This is a genomic window from Chryseobacterium sp. MP_3.2 (assembly GCF_035984805.1).
Taxonomy (GTDB): Bacteria; Bacteroidota; Bacteroidia; order Flavobacteriales; family Weeksellaceae; genus Kaistella.
Map to the genome: position 1 here is coordinate 1 of NZ_JAXCHW010000002.1, position 19,136 is coordinate 19,136.

12 protein-coding genes are annotated in these 19,136 nt (G+C 37.7%); 10 read left to right on the plus strand and 2 right to left on the minus strand.

Annotated features, from left to right (window positions below):
• Positions 1 to 284: 284 nt before the first annotated feature.
• From RCH13_RS04165 to RCH13_RS04200, 8 genes are all read left to right on the plus strand, one after another.
• Entirely contained in the window at positions 285 to 1,391 is a 1,107-nt protein-coding gene (locus RCH13_RS04165; RefSeq protein WP_326985973.1) for a glycosyltransferase family 4 protein, read from the plus strand.
• Positions 1,392 to 1,543: 152 nt separating this feature from the next.
• Positions 1,544 to 2,584: an EpsG family protein gene (locus RCH13_RS04170; RefSeq protein WP_326986267.1), complete on the plus strand. Its 1,041-nt coding sequence runs from the start codon at positions 1,544 to 1,546 to the stop codon at positions 2,582 to 2,584.
• On the plus strand, positions 2,584 to 3,648 hold the full coding sequence (locus tag RCH13_RS04175) for a glycosyltransferase family 2 protein (RefSeq protein WP_326985974.1): 1,065 nt from the start codon (positions 2,584 to 2,586) through the stop codon (positions 3,646 to 3,648). Before RCH13_RS04170 ends, RCH13_RS04175 begins: the two co-directional genes overlap by 1 nt.
• Positions 3,649 to 3,661: 13 nt before the next feature.
• Complete coding sequence (locus RCH13_RS04180) at positions 3,662 to 4,414, plus strand: FkbM family methyltransferase (RefSeq protein ID WP_326985975.1); 753 nt, start codon at positions 3,662 to 3,664, stop codon at positions 4,412 to 4,414.
• A 38-nt stretch (positions 4,415 to 4,452) separates the two neighbouring features.
• A complete protein-coding gene (locus RCH13_RS04185) occupies positions 4,453 to 5,343 on the plus strand; it encodes a glycosyltransferase family A protein (RefSeq protein WP_326985976.1) in 891 nt (296 codons plus the stop codon).
• The gene (locus RCH13_RS04190) at positions 5,343 to 6,440 is read left to right on the plus strand and encodes a glycosyltransferase (protein WP_326985977.1); all 1,098 of its coding nucleotides are present in this window, start codon (positions 5,343 to 5,345) and stop codon (positions 6,438 to 6,440) included. Before RCH13_RS04185 ends, RCH13_RS04190 begins: the two co-directional genes overlap by 1 nt.
• Positions 6,441 to 6,680: 240 nt before the next feature.
• Positions 6,681 to 7,913 (plus strand): glycosyltransferase family 4 protein, encoded by a 1,233-nt coding sequence (locus tag RCH13_RS04195; RefSeq protein WP_326985978.1) that lies wholly within the window; start codon positions 6,681 to 6,683, stop codon positions 7,911 to 7,913.
• 1,479 nt (positions 7,914 to 9,392) lie between these two features.
• Positions 9,393 to 9,704 (plus strand): GIY-YIG nuclease family protein, encoded by a 312-nt coding sequence (locus RCH13_RS04200; protein WP_326985979.1) that lies wholly within the window; start codon positions 9,393 to 9,395, stop codon positions 9,702 to 9,704.
• Positions 9,705 to 10,278: 574 nt separating this feature from the next.
• Here RCH13_RS04200 and RCH13_RS04205 read toward each other — a convergent pair.
• Entirely contained in the window at positions 10,279 to 12,834 is a 2,556-nt protein-coding gene (locus tag RCH13_RS04205; protein WP_326985980.1) for a M4 family metallopeptidase, read from the minus strand.
• Between the two features lie 301 nt (positions 12,835 to 13,135).
• Positions 13,136 to 14,119, minus strand: coding sequence for a lipoate--protein ligase (locus RCH13_RS04210; protein WP_326985981.1), 984 nt, complete (start codon positions 14,117 to 14,119; stop codon positions 13,136 to 13,138).
• A 758-nt stretch (positions 14,120 to 14,877) separates the two neighbouring features.
• Between RCH13_RS04210 and RCH13_RS04215 the strand changes: the two genes are divergently transcribed.
• Together RCH13_RS04215 and RCH13_RS04220 are read left to right on the plus strand one after the other, a co-directional pair.
• A complete protein-coding gene (locus RCH13_RS04215) occupies positions 14,878 to 15,057 on the plus strand; it encodes a hypothetical protein (RefSeq protein WP_326985982.1) in 180 nt (59 codons plus the stop codon).
• Between the two features lie 713 nt (positions 15,058 to 15,770).
• Complete coding sequence (locus tag RCH13_RS04220) at positions 15,771 to 18,893, plus strand: GEVED domain-containing protein (RefSeq protein WP_326985983.1); 3,123 nt, start codon at positions 15,771 to 15,773, stop codon at positions 18,891 to 18,893.
• Positions 18,894 to 19,136 lie beyond the last annotated feature (243 nt).

Genomic DNA, 19,136 nt, shown 5'->3' on the forward strand with positions numbered 1-19,136 from the left:
TTGTCACTCCGTAGAAATCCCTTTCTTCAAAACATAGGTTATCTAACCGTGAGACGCTTCCAGCATAATTCCCCTTTTGTCATTCCGTAGGAATCTCGTTCTACAACAAATTACCACCTAACCATAAGACGCTTCCTCCGGGACAAGAGTTTGCCTGTAAATAACTATTAATTCTGCCTCCATTGGGATTCATCTCAAAAGAAGAAAATCCCTACTTTTGCACCCAATCACCCAATCACCCAATCACCCAATCACCCAATCACCCAATCACCCAATCACCCTGCATGAAAATCCTCTACCTCACAGATCAAGTCTACTTGCACGGCGGAATCGAAAAAGTGCTCTCCCAAAAAGCGAATCATCTTGCTGAAGTTCTGGGTGATGAGGTAACCATAATAACGTATAACCAGCAAAATAAGAAACCATCTTATTCCTTCAGTTCCAAAATAACATTCCTTGACTTAGGAGTAAATTATGAAATTGCCCAATCTTATTTCCATCTAAAAAATATAAAGAAAGTACCCCACCATATTTCTGGCTTAAAAAAAGTCATCCAACATTTAAAACCAGATGTCATTATCAGCAGCAGTTTCGGTCCTGATTTCTATTTTTTACCCTATCTAGAAAAGTGTATTCCAATAATAAAAGAATTCCATTCCTCCCGCTATTTTTATAAAAAAACGGGGGTAAATTTAAAAGGTAAAATCTTAAATTATTTAAATCGATTTACAGAAAAGAGATACAGCCAACTGGTTGTTTTGAATGAAGCAGAAAGAGGTTTTTATGACAGTGATAAAATTACCGTAATCCCGAATCCTGCTGAAATTTCTGGGGAGAAGGCCTCTTTACAATCCAAGAAAATTTTAGCTGCGGGAAGAATTTCTCCCGTGAAAGATTTTTCCTCCTTAATAACCATCTTTTTCCATTTAAAAGATGAATTTCCAGAGTGGGAGCTGCATTTTTTTGGAGAAAATTATGGTGGAACGCAGGAAAAATTAGAAGCACAAATTAAAGAATACGGTTTGGAAAAATCAATACTCTTCAAAGGGGTCTGTAATGACCTAAAAAGCGAAATGGTGAATTATAGTATTTATGCCATGACTTCTGAAACCGAATGTTTTCCCATGGTTTTACTGGAAGCGCTTTCTGTAGGTGTGCCCGTAATAACTTATGACTGTCCAACTGGTCCTGAATATATTGTAAAAAATGCGGAGGATTCCTTTTTGATCCCACATAAAAATTTAGATATTTTTACTGAAAAATTAAAACACCTCATGAGAAATGAAGATCTTCGAAAAGAGATGGGTGATAAAGCAATTGTAAACGTGCAGCGATTTGGTATTGACCAAGTCATGCAACAATGGAAAGATTTATTTAGATCACTCTACTAAGGGCAGTCGTAATATTTCAAAATCATTAAAAGAAAAGAAACTACATTAAAAAAAGTTTATTTTTGCGCTTTATTCCTCAACCTTAACCTCAGCTTTAATTGTTCGATTGGATTCCCCTTAGCAGTTACACTGCTGTTTATTATAATGTGATGATGATCTTAATGCTCGTCACCCTTTTTCATGCTTATCAAAATGATTTTTTTGCCACCTCTACAAAAAGTTTTTCAAATGGAATAGGTCTGTTTCTTTTATTTTTTATTTGCCTATACATGGGAACAAGACCCGTAAGTTTCGTTTTCGGCGATATGGGTACCTATGCGCAGTTCTTCAACCAAGCTGCGGCAGGACAAACCTTAATCATTAAAAAAGAATATATCTTTAATTATTTTCTTGCGGGTTCAGCTAAAATTATGAGCGACCGCTGGTTTTTCTTTTTGTGCGCGCTAATTTATATTATTCCCTGTTATCTGTTTTCCAAAAAATATGGGGGCTCCTTCTGGTATTTTGTCTTTTTTATTTTTATTGGTTCTTATATGTTTTGGCCCTTTGGAACCAATGGGATTAGAAATGGGTTGGGAACATCTATCTTTATATTAGCTTTGTGTTATTACGATCGAAAAGTACTCCTCTATTCCTTGATGGCATTGTCTTTCGGCATGCACAGTTCTCTAATTATTCCCATTGCTGCTTTTATTATTTCCGGCATTTATAAAAATCCGAAAGTTTACCTCTATATTTGGTTGGCTGCTATACCTCTTTCCTTAATTGGGGGCAGCTTTTGGGAAAGTCTTTTTGGGGGTTTAGGATTTGGCGAGGATACGCGTGCGGAAGATTATCTCACCAAAGGTAATGTGAACAATGATGATTTCGCTTACACCGGTTTTCGCTGGGACTTTTTATTTTACTCTTCTTTTGCCGCTTTTGCGGGATGGTATTTTATTTTTAAGAAAAACATTACCGATAAATTCTACATTCATCTCTGGGGCATTTACATGATCGCCAATGCTTTTTGGATTTTAATTATTCGTGCCAATTTCTCCAACCGTTTTGCTTATTTATCTTGGTTTTTGATGGCGCCTGTCATTGCCTATCCTTTATTGCGGTATAAATTATTCCCGAATCAATACCGAGTGACTGGAGTAGTTTTGGCTGTGTATTATTTATTCACTTATTTTATGTTTTTAAAAGCTTAATGAAAAAAGAAAATATTCCTCAAATTTCAGTAATCGTACCTGTTTATAATACTTCGAAATACCTTATTAAATGTCTAAAATCAATAACGACTCAATCAGGAGTAGATTTAGAAATTATAATAGTTAATGATTGCTCAACAGATAACAGTTTAGAAATTATAAAAAAAATTGCGGCGAAAGATAATCGTATTGTAATTATCAATAAAGAGACAAATGAAGGTTTAGAACTTGCACGCAGATCAGGGATTTCTATTGCGAAAGGAAATTATATCTATCATGTAGATTCTGATGATTGGTTGGTTCCGCACACTTTACATATACTACTTCACGAAGCGATTGAATCTAATGCAGATATTGTCTCGGCAAATTTTTATAGAACATTAGATGGCTATGGTATTATTAAACAAAAAAGAGTTTTTAATATTTACAAAAAAGAAAGTATTAATAAGGAAGATTTTATTACTAAATATTATAAAAGTTTTTTTGGGCACAACATAATTAACATAAGTATGTGGGGGAAACTTTACAAAAAATCATTTCTTGAAAATTTGCAAATTAATTTGCTGGGTATCAGTTTAGGAGAAGACCTAAATTATAATATTCAAGTATTTCCGGAAGCAAATAAAATTTTGTTTTTACCATTATTCGTTTATAATTATCGATTTGGAGGAATGACTTCTACATTTAATGATATGCTAATGTCAGGTGCTGTTAAAATGTATAATATTAAAAAAGAACAAATTGAGATATATAATTTGCATCATTTAGAGCCATATATTATTATTGAATTAAAGAATTTTTTCAGAACTTATCTTGAGAATTTAGTGAAATTTAAAAAAAATAGTTTTGAGAATTTTCATGGTGAAATTAAAGGATATCTTAATAGTAAAGAATTTGAAGATATTTCACGTTACTTCGCTACTCTTAATGAAAATGACGAATTTGTAAAAGCAATATTAAAAAAAGATTCTTCTAAATTAATTACTTTGTCCCAGAAAAAAGTTGAATCTGAAATTTGGATATATCGTTTAAAAATAATAATAGCTAAACTACTTCCAAACTAATTTATCAAAAAACATGAATAATTTAAAATTAAAAATAGCAATTCTACTAAAATTTATTTATCGATTTGGTATTTTGCAAGGTGCGAAATTATTTGCACAAGCAGAAATAGCGAAGACTTCATCGCTAAAAATTCCTGAAATTCGCAATCCAATTTTTTTGCGTAAACACACTTCCGATTTTCCAACATTTTGTCAGATATTTTTAGAAAATTCATATGAAAGTATTAAATCTAATAATCCCAAATTTATAATCGATGGCGGTGCAAATATTGGATTGTTCGCAATTCAAATGAAAAATAAATATCCACAAAGTACTATAATCTGCATAGAGCCAGATCCAACAAATTTTTTGGCGTTGAAAAAGAATATACAACATTATGATAATATTTTTGCTGAAAATACAGGTATTTGGAATAAAGACACTAAATTAAAAGTATATGATAAATACAATTGCGGCGAATGGGGATTTGTGGTAGAAGAAGATATTGAAGCGGGCGAAATAGATGCGGTTTCAATAGACAGTATTATGAAGAAATATGATATAGATAAAATTGATATTTTAAAACTTGATATAGAAACGAGCGAAAAACAGTTATTTACGGAAAATTATGAAAATTGGCTTCCAAAAACAAATCTTATAGCTATTGAACTTCATGATTACTTAGAACCAGGATGTTCAAAACCGTTCTTTGAAGCAGTAAACAAAACTTTCACAAAATACAAACTTGTGTTGTCAGGTGAAAATTTAATTATTGAAAAGCTTTAAAAAGTATTTTACTCTAAAATTGTTTCACAAAAATTTTAATGAAAAACCTCACCGTCTTCACGCCCACTTTTAATCGCAAGCATCTCCTTCCCAGATTGTATGAAAGTTTGATAAAACAAACTGATACAAATTTTATTTGGATGGTGATAGATGATGGGTCTTCTGATGGGACTGAAGCTTTAATTAAAACGTATAACGCAGAAAATATCATTGAAATAAAATACTACTGGAAAAAAAATCAAGGCATGCATTCCGCTCACAACTGGGCGTATGAAAAGATAGAAACTCTCTGGAATACCTGTATCGATTCAGACGATATGATGGCTCCAAATGCCGTAGAAAATATTTGTAAAAATCTTCAAAGTGTTGAAATTGATCACGATTTCTATGCAATAGTTGGTTTAGACGCCGATCAAGAAGGCAATATCATCGGTACAAAATTTCCGCCTAATGTGGAGAAAATAAAGTTTAATCAAATTTATTTAAAATACCATCTTACAGGCGATAAAAAAATCGTCTGTCGAACAGAAGTAATGAAAAAATTACCACCTTACCCCATTTACGAAGGGGAAAGATTAGTTCCTTTAGATTACAAATCTTTGTTAGCCGATCAGTTTGCTTTTATAAAACCCGTAAATGAAGTTTGGTGTATCGTGGAGTACCAAGAAGATGGTTCTACCCGAAATATGTTGAAGCAATACCGCCGAAATCCACGCGGATTTGCCTTTTCGAGAATTTCAAGAATTAATTTTGGTGCCACTTTCAAAGAGAAGTTTAAGAATGCGATACATCTTGTATCATCTAGCTTTTTTTCGAAAGATTTTGCCTCCCTCCTAAAAACTCGACATTCTTTTCTGGTTCTTTTAGCAATTCCTGCCGGTATTTTACTTCATATTTACATCCGTTCTAAAACGGTAAAAAATTGCTAATGAAAGTTCTTCACATCATCAACAGTTTAGCCACCGGCGGCGCCGAAAAATTAATTTTAGATACTTTACCCTTGTATGCAGACAAAGGAATTGAAGTAGATTTATTACTACTTAATGGAACAGAATATCCTTTCTTCAAAGAATTGACCTCTAAAAAATGCTGCCGTATTTTTAGTTTAGGAAAAGGGTCAGTTTATAATCCGCTCCATCTCTTTCGCATCATTTCTTTCCTTAAAAAATATGAGTTGGTTCATGTGCATCTTTTCCCTTCACAATATTTTGTAGTCTTGGCGAAAATAGTATCGGGGTCCAAAACTAAATTAATCTTTACAGAGCACAGTACCTCAAACCGTAGAATCAGGGGGAATTTTCTGATTCGGTATATTGATGTTCTTTTTTATAGGCAATTTCATAAAATAATTTGTATCACTGATAAAGTACAAAAAGTGTTGCAGAATTACACAAATATTGAAAGTACAAGATTTCATATTATAGAAAATGGGTTGGATCTTAGTAAAATTTCAAAAGCAATACCCGCAGATAAAAATTTTTTATTGGAAAACTATAGTGAGCATAATCGTCTCCTAATCCAGGTTTCTTCTTTTCAGGAACCTAAAGACCAAAAAACCCTCATTCGCGCAATGGCTTTGTTGCCAGGTTATTTTAAATTACTTTTAGTAGGAGTAGGATCTTTACAACCGGAAAGTGAATCTTTAGTGGCTGAACTTGGCCTGGAAAAAAGAGTTTTTTTTCTTGGAAGTAGAATGGATGTGCCCCAGTTATTGAAAATGGCAGATATTATTGTTCTCTCCTCAAAATATGAAGGGTTATCCCTTTCAAGTATTGAAGGAATGGCTTCTGGGAGACCTTTTATTGCAAGTGAAGTTCCGGGTTTGAAAGAAATTGTAGAAGGAGCCGGAATTCTTTTTCCGGTAGGTGATGAAAAAAAATTAGCTGAAGAAATCCTTTTGCTTGCCACAGATCAAAAGTATTACGACCGCATTAAAGAGCAATGTCTGGAACGTGCCCAACACTATGATATCTCGATAATGGTTCACAAACACCTTGCACTTTACCGCGAACTCACCAAAAAATAAAAACTGCGCCGTCCGCTCACCTGCATTTATAATGGATATGATACGCATCTGAGAAATCGTATTAAAATAAGCAATTGCGAATTTTTTAGGCACGATCTTATTCAAACATTATTCAAACGCTCATCCTCATCCTCATCCTCATCCTCAACCTTAACTCCTTTTATCTAAACAAATATTTTAACTTTGCCCTAAATAAAGCAAACCTTACCCTCAACCTCACTCTTAGCCTCAACCTCAACCTTGAAAAAACTCTTTCGTATTTCCACCGTCCCTATTTCCCTCAATATTTTGTTGAGAGGGCAGCTGCGGTATTTGAATGAATTTTATGAGGTCACCGCCATTTCGGGGTCTGGTAAAGATTTGGAAGAAGTGCAAAAACGTGAAGGCGTGAAAACCCAAATTATAGAAATGCAAAGGGAAATTTCACCCTTGAAAGACCTTGTTGCTTTATATCACTTATATTGTTTTTTTAAAAAAGAACAACCGGATATTGTTCATTCTGTTACACCAAAAGCCGGCTTGCTATCAATGGTTGCGGCGCGTCTCGCAGGAGTTCCGGTAAGGATGCATACTTTTACAGGATTAATTTTTCCCAGTAAAAAAGGAATTCTAAAAGCAATTCTTATTTGGATGGACCGTCTTTTAGCAAAGAGTGCCACCCACATTTATCCCGAAGGAAAAGGAGTAAAAGAAGATTTAATAAAGTACCGTATCACAGGGAAACCCCTGAAAATAATAGCCAATGGCAATGTAAATGGAATAAATACCACCTATTTTAACCGTGATCAAATTTCAGCAAATAAACAACGCGATTTAAAAGAGGCTCTAGGAATTTCTGAGAATGATTTCGTCTTTATTTTTGTGGGGCGACTTGTGAAAGACAAGGGCATCAATGAATTGATACACGCCTTTAAAAACCTCGCTTCGACTCCGCTCAGCGAGCATGCGCTCAACCTCAACCTCAACCAAAGCACCCCACATCCAGCATCCAACATCCAACATCCCGCCTCTCCGCAACTTCAACCCAAATTACTGCTTGTCGGATCTTTAGAACAGCATCTCGATCCCCTGAAGCTGGAAACTTTAAAAGAAATAGAAAGTAATCCCCATATTCTTTCCGTTGGTTTTCAGCAGGATGTTCGATCGTACTTTGCTATTTCAAATGCGCTGGTTTTTCCGAGTTATCGGGAGGGTTTCCCGAATGTAGTCCTGCAAGCCGGCGCGATGGGTCTGCCAAGTATTGTGAGCGATATCAATGGGTGCAATGAAATCATTGAAGATCAGTTTAATGGATCGATCATTCCGGTGAAAGATGCAAAATCCCTCGGTGATGCCATGAAAAGATTCTTAGAGGATGAAGAGCTTCGAACGGCCCTTACTGCTAATTCCCGGGAGATGGTCATCGACAAATATTGTCACAATAAAGTTTGGAAAGCCCTTCTGGAAGAATACAATAAGGCTGTGAACCATTAAAACAATGAGCCTTAGAAATAACGCATCATCCATAATTTATCAATGATCATTAATCCTCCGTCACCTTCCCATCTGTCCCTAAAAAATCCGAAAAAGCCCACTTTCCCGGATTATCATTAACGTCATCTATTCTACAGACCAAACGGCGAACCATTTCTTAATCACCTTTACCGTATTGCTTTCGGTAGCAGATTTACTTTTATTCAATAACATCTTTCATAGTTTCCAAACCGCCGAAGCAATCTACTTCAAGAAGCGATCTGCCTCAAGAAATAACCAATTTTCGTGAATGTGTTAATTAGAGATTGCTTCGTTGCTCCACTGCGTTGCGCTCCTCGCAATGACGCGGGAATTGACAAACACAGCGTCATTGCGAGAAGGTGGTCCAAGATTTTCAATTTTTTCAAAGTTAACAAACCGCCGAAGCAATCTACCTCAAGAAATAACCAATTCTAATGAAAGCATTTTAATTTGAGATTGCTTCGTTGCTCCACTTCGTTCCGCGCCTCGCAATGACGCGGGAACTGACAAGCACAGCGTCATTGTGAGAAGGTTGTCCAGGATTTTCAATGTATTCAAAGTTTACAAACCGCCGAAGCAATCTATCCACCTGACATAACCGATTCTTATGAAAGCACTTAATTAGAGATTGCTTCGTCGCTCCACTGCGTTGCGCGCCTCGCAATCTATCCACATGACATAACCAATTCTAATGAAAGCACTTAATTAGAGATTGCTTCGTCGCTCCACTGCGTTCCGTTCCTCGCAATGACGTGTTTTTTCAAACGCTGTGTCATTGCGAGAAGGTTATCCAAACTTTTCAATGTATTCAGAGTTTACAAACCGCCGAAGCAATCTACCTCAAGAAGCGATCTGCCTCAAGAAATAACCAATTCTTATGGATGTGTTAATTAGAGCTTGCTTCGTCGCTCCACTTTGTTCCGTTCCTCGCAATGACGCGGGAACTGACAAGCACAGCGTCATTGCGAGAAGGTGGTCCAAGATTTTCAATTTTTTCAAAGTTAACAAACCGCCGAAGCAATCTATCCACATGACATAACCAATTCTTATGGATGTGTTAATTTGAGATTGCTTCGTCGCTCCACTTCGTTCTGTTCCTCGCAATGACGCGGGAATTGACAAACGCAATGTCATTGCCAGAAGGTTGTCCACGATTTTCAATTCATTCAGAGTTTCCAAACCGCGGAAGCGATCTGCGTCACGAAGCGATCTGCCTCAAGAAATAACCAATTTTCTTGAATGTGTTAATTAGAGCTTGCTTCGTCGCTCCACTTTGTTCCGTTCCTCGCAATGACGCGGGAATTGACAAGCACAGCGGCATTGCGAGAAGGTTGTCCACGATTTTCAATTCATTCAGAGTTTCCAAACCGCCGAAGCAATCTATCCTAAAGCAGCAATCTCCTTCTAAAAATTTTATTTTCACAATATTTTATGCGCTGATTTACTTATTTTTAGACAATGAAAACAGGTTTCATTTACATTCTCACCAACTTAAGCAATACCACACTTTACATTGGCGTTACCTCCAATTTGCCTCAAAGAATTTTAGAACATCGAGAAAAGAAGTATCCAGGAAGTTTTACTTCAAAATATAATATTGGTAAGCTGGTCTACTGGGAAGCCTTCTCAGATATTACAGATGCAATTGGCAGAGAAAAACAATTAAAAGCAGGTTCTCGACAAAAGAAAATAGATTTGATAGCAAGTATTAACCCGATGTGGAATGATTTGTTTGATGATATACAAAATGTTTTGAGTCCTTTTGATTAAAAATGCCCAGTTCAGTAGTGAGATTGCTTCGTTGCTCCACTGCGTTCCGTTCCTCGCAATGACGCGGGAATTGACAAGCACAGCGTCATTGCGAGAAGGTTGTCCACGATTTTCAATGTATTCAAAGGTTTCAAACCGCCGAAGCAATCTATGCACATGACATAACCAATTCTAATGAAAGCACTTAATTTGAGATTGCTTCGTTGCTCCACTTCGTTCCGCGCCTCGCAATGACGCGGGAACTGACAAGCACAGCGTCATTGCGAGAAGGTGGTCCACGATTTTCAATGTATCAGAGTTTACAAACCGCCGAAGCGATCTACCTCAAGAAGCGATCTGCCTCAAGAAATAACCAATTCTTATGGATGTGTTAATTTGAGATTGCTTCGTTGCTCCACTTCGTTCCGCGCCTCGCAATGACGTATTTTTTCAAACGCTGTGTCATGGAGAGAAGGTTGTCCAAACTTTTCAATGCATTCAGAGTTTACAAACCGCCGAAGCAATCTCTTTAAAATAACACCCAAAAAATCCGGAAAAGTAAACTCTTCCGGATTGGGTACTAAGTGGGGAATTCTTATTTTTTTATTACTTTGACACTCGTGCTTTCACTTGCAGAATTTAACTTAATGATATAAGTTCCTTTCGCAAAAGTAGAAATATCAATACTTGAATTTTTAGTCGTGTTGTCCAATTTAAAACTCTTCACCAATTGGCCCGTTACAGAATAAACCTGCGCAGTGTTCAATTTAGAAGCGGTATTATTTTGAATCGTGATTTGACCGGAAGTAGGATTCGGGAAAACCTGAACGCCATTGGTTGCAGATAAATTGCTCACTGCCAATACTGGATTATCACAATTGTAAACATAGATCTCATCCAAATACCAACCGTCGTTTCCATTACAGCCATCTGTTCCCATTTCAAAGCGGAATTTAATGTTTGCGCCAGAATTAACGCCGATCAGCGATAAATCAATGACACTTTGGCCCCAACTTCCGGTAAGGGAGCCGCCATCTGTACCACTAAAAGCAGCTTGACCTTTTAAGGGATTATCATTTCCGGTAGTTGCATTGAGGTTCATATTGTAACCATTTTGGGTAAAAGCCGTTTTAGGTATGATGGTCCACGCACCGCCATTAAGACTGTACTTGATGTTTCCACCATCCCATTGTGCTTCCGTTGCCACGTAATGATTAAAAGCCATTTCATATTTCCCCGCAGTAAATGTTGGAATGGTAATCAGGGGACTTTCTAGACGCAAAATTCCATTCTGCAAACTGGTTGTACAATTTCCGTTAATTGGATCTGCACCAAAGATTCCTTTTCCAGTTCGACCTTTTGGTAGGGTAGAAGCAATAGTCCAGTTTCTATTTTCCCAAGAACCAGGATTGGTCGGAAGGTTATTTATCGTCCAGCTTCCTGTTCCATTTTCCCAGTTTTCGGAGAATAAAGCGCCACTCACCGCGGTGGTACACAAGTCTGGAACAGCTTTTAAAATCGGAAGGTAGTTGCATTGCGCATTCGGTGAAGTTCTTAACTGTACTGAAAGAATTGCGTTTTTAAGATTCTGTAAATCGCTGGATGCCCAGAATTGCCCCGTTAAACCAGCTGCAGTTCCTGTAGTAGACAAACCTTGTAAGTTAATCCCAATCAAATCATTTGCAGAAGCTTCTAAAGCATCAGCGAAGACGGCGAAATCACTCGTCGGCGTTAAATAATTTTGCTGTGCTCTCCACCACAAATGGGCGGCTTTTACAAATCCAATACTGGAAATGGTGTACCCATTAAAAGTTCCACCATCTACCAATAAAGCATATAGGTGATTGGGTACGCCGGAATTGCGGTGCACGCCACCAGAATCTCCAGTGCCGCAATAGTATGAAGTATCAATGACACTTGCAGGATAATTGTTGCATTTTGGATTCCACAAGTCCCGGATTGGTGCGCCAAAAGCCGTCGCTTTTTCGCCCATTTTCCATCTTTGCGTTCCGGAACAGGTGGTAGTGGTCCGAACGTCCAAAATTTCATTGTCGTCATCGTAACCATTCATTAAGTCGATGGTTTCTCCCCAAACATCAGAATAAGATTCATTCAACGCACCCGATTGGTATTGGTAAATTAAACCACTCGTGTATTCTGTATAAGCATGTCCCCATTCATGAGCGACTACGTCATCAGAAGCGGTTCCTGTACAATAATTTGCCGTAACTCCGTTCCAGTTCGCGTTCGGACAGCTGATTCCGGGATCATTGTTTACCGTAATCATGGAGGCATCTCCATTGTTGAACGACACAAAATTAAAGGCGTTTTTAAAGAAATTATAAACGTGTTCTGAACTTACGACTTCACTTTGTTGCCATTTGTCCAATGTTCCCGGAAAGGCGTCTCCTTCTTTCCACTTTAGATTGGCAGCATTCGTATTTGTTTCAAATAATTTTCTGTCGATAGGGTGAATTCCTGTGAACTGATCGATGAGTTCACCGCTGTGCGCATCTATAAATAAAAATTCGCGGACGTCACTCTTATTTGTAATTTCAATTTGATACGCCAGGTAAGGACTCATTTGACCACCCTGAACCAAGTTTTTGGGGAAGATGAGAAGATTGTTTTTCCCCACAGCTAATTTTTCTTTCGAGTACGTAAGGTTTTGTTTCTCCACGAAAGACTTTGCAAGTGTTCCTGCTTCGGTGGCAGAAAGGGTCGGCGTAGTTCCACCTTTAATATTAGAGATGGTATTTCCGTTTAGAGAAGAGAGTTCTCCTTTTCCATTAAAGTGAAACTTCAGCAACCCATCATAAACGGGAATGTTACCATAGGTTTGTCTGTAAATGACATTTTTCAGGCCATGACTGTCTGTCGTTTCTTCCACAAAAACCATGTCATTTGCAGAAGTCAGATTAAAAACTTTGAAGTTGTGGGCTAAAAATTCTTCCGCTTTTAATCGGGCAGACGGAGCTTTCAATTGAAGTCCTGCTGCATTTTGGAAGCGAATAAAGTTTGGATTAGAAGTACTGCTGCTGATGGTAACCATCGCGTTACTTTGTTGCTTCAGCTTTGTCAATTCTTTTGAATCTTGCGCAAAACCACAAGCAAAAGATAAAGCAAAAACAAATAATAGTGATCTTTTCATAAAATTTATTGATTTCCGACAAATATAATGCATTGCACTATACTGACTTTAATTTTAAGAAAATTAAGATTAAAATTTTCCACTCCTGCTGTGGCTTCCTTTACATAAAGAGTTTTAAAGGCTATTTATCCAAATAAAAGCAATCAATAAGGCTTAGAACGGTTTAAATGATATGAAAAATCAACCTGTTTAAACATTCATTTAGCAGTAAAATCAACAAATATAAAACTGATGACAAGGGTGACTCCTTAAAATCCAAACACCATTCACCAAACATCCATCATCCATCATTCACCACTTCCTATCGAAATCCCGCCAATATTTCTTCCGCCGTCACTTTGCCAAAATATTCAGTGAGATCTAAATTTGCAAAAAGTACCACAAGTTCTTCCTCTTCATGTTTTATTCCGATGAGTAAACTTTCCAGTTCTTCAATAGGTTTCGACGCGAAAAAGTCTCCAAAGATCTTGGCCTTTTCAATTATTCCGTGGATGACGTCTAAATGAATTTCTATAAATCCGGCGGGAATTTTCAAAGCTTTTTTAAAATTATAGTTCGGTGAAAAGCCATAATTCCAGTCCCAGGTTTCATATTTCTCCCGCTGCAGTTTTTCAATACCTGCAATGTCTTCTTCTGTGAAATCGTAGTATTCTGCCATTGGATGAGTTTTTAAGATTTGAGCGGTGAGTAATTTTTTCAAATCATCCGTGCTTGTATCTTCCGGTAAATAATGGATGAGATTGGTCACTCTTCCGCGGTTGGATTTGGTGGCTTTATCGAGGAATTTTAAGGGGTTCGCTTTCAGAGCTTCGCCCAAAACCTCCATTTCCGAATGGAGGAGGATGGTTCCGTGCTGTATCATTTTTCCGTTTCGGGCTAATTTTGCATTGCCGCTGAATTTTTTACCCTCTACCAAAAGATCATTTCGGCCTTTCAATTCGGCGGGCACGCCCAATTCTTTCAGCATATTTAAAACAGGCTGTGTAAAATAGGAGAAATCCCCAAAATCCTTCTCCCCCAAAACCGTGTGAAAGGAGAAGTTTAGGTTTCCCAAATCATGATAAACTGCGCCTCCGCCCGACATTCTGCGTACTACTTTAATCTCTTTTTCTTTCACATAGTCCAGATTAATTTCTGCCAGGGTATTCTGAAATTTCCCTACGATGATGGAAGGCGCATTCACATAAAGGAGAAAGATGTCTTCGGTAGGAAATCTGGTGAGCAGATATTCTTCAGAGGCGATATTGAAATAGGCGCTGTGAGAAGGGGAGTTGAGGAGGAGCATAGTTTTTTTACAAAAATAGGCAATTCTTTGAGGAAGGGGTTTAAGGTTGAGGTTAAGGATGAGGTCAAGGTTGAGATGAAGGACGAGGTGAAGAGAAAAATCTTTTTTATTTGCGAAGTATTTTATAAAATATCTAAGAAATATTTGAATATTTTCGAATTTAACTAACGTGTTTTCAATTTTGGACTTGACGGAGTTTTTTGGAAAAGTGACAGTGGAGGAAATTTTAGAAGGGTTTAAATAGTTTTTTCACTCCATTTATTCACTCCTAGACGCCAAGATTCACGCAAAGGAGTGCGGAGCGGGGTGTTGTTTCGAGTTTCGGGGTTTTCATGTTAAGGTTTCGGGTGATGGCGCAAAGATTACGGACAGAGCACGGGAGGAGATGCGGGTTTTGGTTCCGGGATTCGGGATTCGGATTTTGAAATGCGATTTACGGATATCGGGGGTTTCGAGGTGTGCGTTTATCACATAGAAATTGCAAATCTAACGAATGGTACAGCAGGTATTTATTTTTAAGGAGGCAATAATTCCTAGGGCGAAGAAGATTCAGAAGCAAAATGAGCTTTAGATGAAATTTACACCACTGTTGAAAATAAAAAATTGGGTATCAAGGGCGGAACCAAGATCCATAGTTCTGATCAAGTATTTGAAACGCAACATTTTGTTTCAGGAAATTATACTCCCGCTGTTGATACATAGGTAGGTGTTTTCGCTGCGGACACCATATATATTTAACAGGCAAACAGATAGGGATTGTGACCAATTTAAGGGAAAGAAGCTCTGTTTTTGCCACCAAAGGGGACGAAAGTACGGGGAGATTTGAAATTATTTATGAGATGGAAACTACTTTGACTCCTGGTAGGGTTGTGAAAGTAGAAGTTTCAGTCTCCAAACATTCTGGAGATTTCATTGTAAAAGCAGCGACAAAAAAATAACAGATTTGGAATCGTATGAGTTGAGAGGAAGATTATTTTGAAATTGCATTCCAATGGAACCAAAGTTATCAATCCTTCTGCCCTACTGCGCAACGGAATTTATATTTAACAAGTAAATCAGACTTGTACAATCACGATTTAAAAATGATAAAACAAATCCTACTTAGCACTTTTATCAATCTCAAACCTCCCCGCATTTGAAATTTGTTTCGGTTCAAGGTGGGTAAAATTTGAAGTATCAGCCATAAGACTACTGAGTTTCAATTTGTCAATTATTCATTCATAAAAACCTATGTTTGCTAAAATGTAATAAAAATGATATAAAAATAATTTTTTATTTAAAAAAAACGTATTATATTTAACGGTTCTAAACACAATGATGATCATTATTAACTAAATTTCTATTTAATAATATGAAAAATCATCTACCCTATAAAGTTCAGCAGGTGATTATTCTGCTGTGCTTCTTTCCTCTCTTGTCTTCCTTTTTGGAGGCGAAATCCTTACATTTGATAAGAGAGTTGCCTATGAAAATAGAATCAACAAGTGATTCTATAAAGATATTAAATAGCCAATCTTTTTTGCAAACCTGTAGTCCTGTTTCTTCGTCAAGCAGTATATATATAGACAAGGTGAAATTTCTGGGAACTTTAAATGAAGATATAACAAACACCAGTGTTTTTTCCAATACCGGTTATCAAAATTATAGCAATTTGTCACAGAAAGCAAAACAGATTCCTGGTGGAGTGGTGAATGTAAATGTTAGTGTAAGAAACGCGACCGGAATTGTTTTAAGTACGACTAAAGCTTGGGTAGACTGGAATAAAAATGATGTTTTCGAGCAGGATCTTTCAGAAAAGGTGTATGATATAAGCTTAGTCGGCGCCCGGAGCGGAAATGTAATTTTCGGTTTTGTGGTTCCGGTTGGAACTCCTGCAGGTTTTTATACCATTAGAATAAGGTCTAGCGCTACAAATTCTACATTTGATTCATGTAGTACGATTCCAAATGGGGAAACGGAAGATTACAGTTTTGAAGTTGTAGAAGAATGTGCTGTTACAATCACTTCTGTTACGGCGGAAAAAAGATGCGGTGCAGGTTCTGTTTTACTGAGTGCAGTGGGTTCAAGTGGCACTATTTCTTACCAGTGGTACAATTCAGAATTTGGTCCACCCATTGCCAATCAGACAGGAAACACCTTTACTACATCCACCTTGTCCATAGGTTCTTATACGTATTATGTTGCCGCATTTAATGGCACGTGTTATTCAACATTTCGGACTCCTGTGAAAGTAGTGGTGAGTCCGACTCCAGTTATCCAGTTTACTCAGAGCGTACCAGAAATTTGTGGACCAATCAATGCGGTTGTCATCCATTCATCTTCCGATAGAGAAGAAGTCACTTTATTGGAAGAGCATTTTGAGAACACGCTGGAAAATCCAGTATTATTTGAAAATGTATCTGCCGGAAATACGAATGCTGATGGAGTTTGGCAACTTAGAGCAAGTCCGTATATTCCGACGACGCCACCTTACAATGTGGTAAAACCTGCTATTTCTTCCGGATACAGGGGTGGCAATTTTGCAAATATTATAACCGATGTACGTCAAAAAACCAATATTGTGAACCATCTGGTGGTGAAAAATAATCTCAATTCCATGGGTTTTACCAATATAAAATTGGAATTTGACCTTTACTACTTTTCTGAAGAAGATTTGGAAAGCAAAAATTCACTCAAGGTTCAGTATTCTATCGATGGAGGTGTCAATTGGGTAAATTTGAAAACCTATATTAGTGATTTTGGGATTCCGAGTAGATTTCAAAATGAAATTCTTCTTTTGCCCGCAGCATGTGAAGATAGAACGGCGCTTAAATTTAGATTTACAGCATATGCATTAGGCTCTGATGGAGAATGGATGGCAGATATTGTAGGATTGGATAATATTAGAATCTATGGAAATAAAGAAGTTCCGGCCAATTTTATATGGTCAGGAAATACCGCTTTATACGACAGTTCCTGTTCTGGCGCGCCAATAAGTGGAGGTTCACCATCTATTTGTATTATGCCCACGGAAAATGATAATCAAACAAAAACGCAATTCAATATTACTGCTGCGGCAACACTGGCAAATGGTTGTAATCTTTCCAAAACGGTAAACATTGCCAATAACAATAAAGTTTGGGATTCGGTTGATAATAATTGGGGCACAGCGAACTGGCAACCTGCTGTTGCGGTGCCGGATATTAGTAAATGCGTCCTCATCAAACAGCCGGTGAATATTTTAACCGGAGGTCATTTTGAAGCGAAGAACGTACAAGTAGTTGCCGGTGGAACATTAACGATTAAAAATGATGCTTCTCTTAAAATTCAGGATGCACTTGTTAATAATGCAGCAGCTGTTGATGTCCTCCTGGAATCTGATGGTAATCTTATACAGGTGAACGACGGAATTAATATTAATACGGGAGCCATTACGGCTAAAAAAACCCTGAAGATTTCTAATCCGCGCAAACAGTATAATTATTTGATGTCGCCCTTGGAAGGTCAGACTTTAAAAACCATTTACCCCGGCATTGATTTCGTGCTCTATTATAACGAATCCAATAATTATTTCTACAATTCCAGCGGTGCCTATATCAAAGGGCGTGGTTTGGCAGTTAAAGAACCTAATACCAGTGGAATTCCTGCCGGAACTTCTACTGTTACTGGGACTTTTACAGGAAAACCGACCAACGGTAGTTTTACCTACACCATGGTTAATTCTGCTCCCGGAGCCACAGGAACCGGCAATACCGTAAGGGGATATAATCTGGTCGGAAATCCTTACCCATCTAATATTAATTTAACGCAATTTTATGCCATCAATGGGGGAAATGCAGGAACATTAAGTTCCACCTTTTATTTCTGGGACAGCAGTGTAAATGACATTTACGTGCAGCAGGGTTCTAATTATGGCGGACAAAGTTATGGACAGTTCAATGCCTCTACAGGAGTTGGAATCCCTGCAAATGGAGATATAGGTTCTGTTTCGCTCGTTCAGCCTACAGAATTTGTGAAAGTAGGAAAAGCTTTTTTGGCAAGATCTGTTTCGGCAACCACGAATCTGCTTTTTAATAATTCCATCAGAACGAACGCTACACCGCCGCTTAACTCGCGCGGAGTGGAAGTCCATGTAGAATCTGGGGATCATTACTGGCTTTCTTTGGTTTCTCCCGCAAATATTGCGAGCACCATTGCAGTGGCATACTTTCAAGGTGGTAATGATGCCTTAGCACGGGATGATTCTTTCTCTCTGATGGGTTCTGATGCGCTTTACAGTATCGTAGAAGACGAGAAAATTTCCATCAACGGGAAAAGTCCCTTTACTGTAGATGATGTGGTGTCTTTGGGAACGGTCCATTTCGCTGCGGGCAATCATCGCATTATGGTGAAAGATCAGGAAGGAATCTTTGCGAACGGTCAAAACATCTACCTAAAAGACAGACAAACGGGAATTTTAACCAACTTAAGTGCTGAAACTTATACTTTCACCGCTAATGCCGGAGAAAGTACGGGAAGGTTCGAAATTATCTATAGACCGGAAACTGTTTTGATAACCGAAAGTACTTCCGCAGAACAGATCATGGTTTATCGGGAGGCGACTGAGGTGGTCATTAAATCTCCAAAAATTATTGCCGAAGTAGAAGTTTATGAGGCTTCCGGAAAGTTGTGGAATCAGTTACAGCCTAACAACAAAATTGCAAGGGTAGATGTTTCTGCGCTGCCCAATGCTGTTTATGTTTTGAAAATTAAAACCAAAGAGGGTGAGGTGGTGAGTCGAAAATTCATCCGGTAAATTACGTTCATTTTTTAAATTGTAAAATCCTCTCCGGGGGATTTTTTTTAGACCATTCCACATCCAATAGGTTAGCTTTATTAATATGATGCTTTCATCAACCAGATGAAACGATTTCTAAAGTTATGAATGTTTAAAAAAAAAGAATGGCGGCGGACTTTCATAAAATGGAAGCGTAAGGTCAGTTGCCCTTTCTTTTCAATATGAAATTGAAATTAGCAATGCAATATCATCTCTTTTTAA

Bases quoted from the DNA above. Each gene is read 5' to 3' on its own strand.
- RCH13_RS04170 (WP_326986267.1), top strand. From the start codon at position 1,544: ATGATCTTAATGCTCGTCACCCTTTTTCATGCTTATCAAAATGATTTT.
- RCH13_RS04165 (WP_326985973.1), top strand. From the start codon at position 285: ATGAAAATCCTCTACCTCACAGATCAAGTCTACTTGCACGGCGGAATC.
- RCH13_RS04185 (WP_326985976.1), top strand. From the start codon at position 4,453: ATGAAAAACCTCACCGTCTTCACGCCCACTTTTAATCGCAAGCATCTC.
- RCH13_RS04200 (WP_326985979.1), top strand. From the start codon at position 9,393: ATGAAAACAGGTTTCATTTACATTCTCACCAACTTAAGCAATACCACA.
- RCH13_RS04180 (WP_326985975.1), top strand. From the start codon at position 3,662: ATGAATAATTTAAAATTAAAAATAGCAATTCTACTAAAATTTATTTAT.
- RCH13_RS04210 (WP_326985981.1), bottom strand. From the start codon at position 14,119: ATGCTCCTCCTCAACTCCCCTTCTCACAGCGCCTATTTCAATATCGCC.
- RCH13_RS04190 (WP_326985977.1), top strand. From the start codon at position 5,343: ATGAAAGTTCTTCACATCATCAACAGTTTAGCCACCGGCGGCGCCGAA.
- RCH13_RS04175 (WP_326985974.1), top strand. From the start codon at position 2,584: ATGAAAAAAGAAAATATTCCTCAAATTTCAGTAATCGTACCTGTTTAT.
- RCH13_RS04205 (WP_326985980.1), bottom strand. From the start codon at position 12,834: ATGAAAAGATCACTATTATTTGTTTTTGCTTTATCTTTTGCTTGTGGT.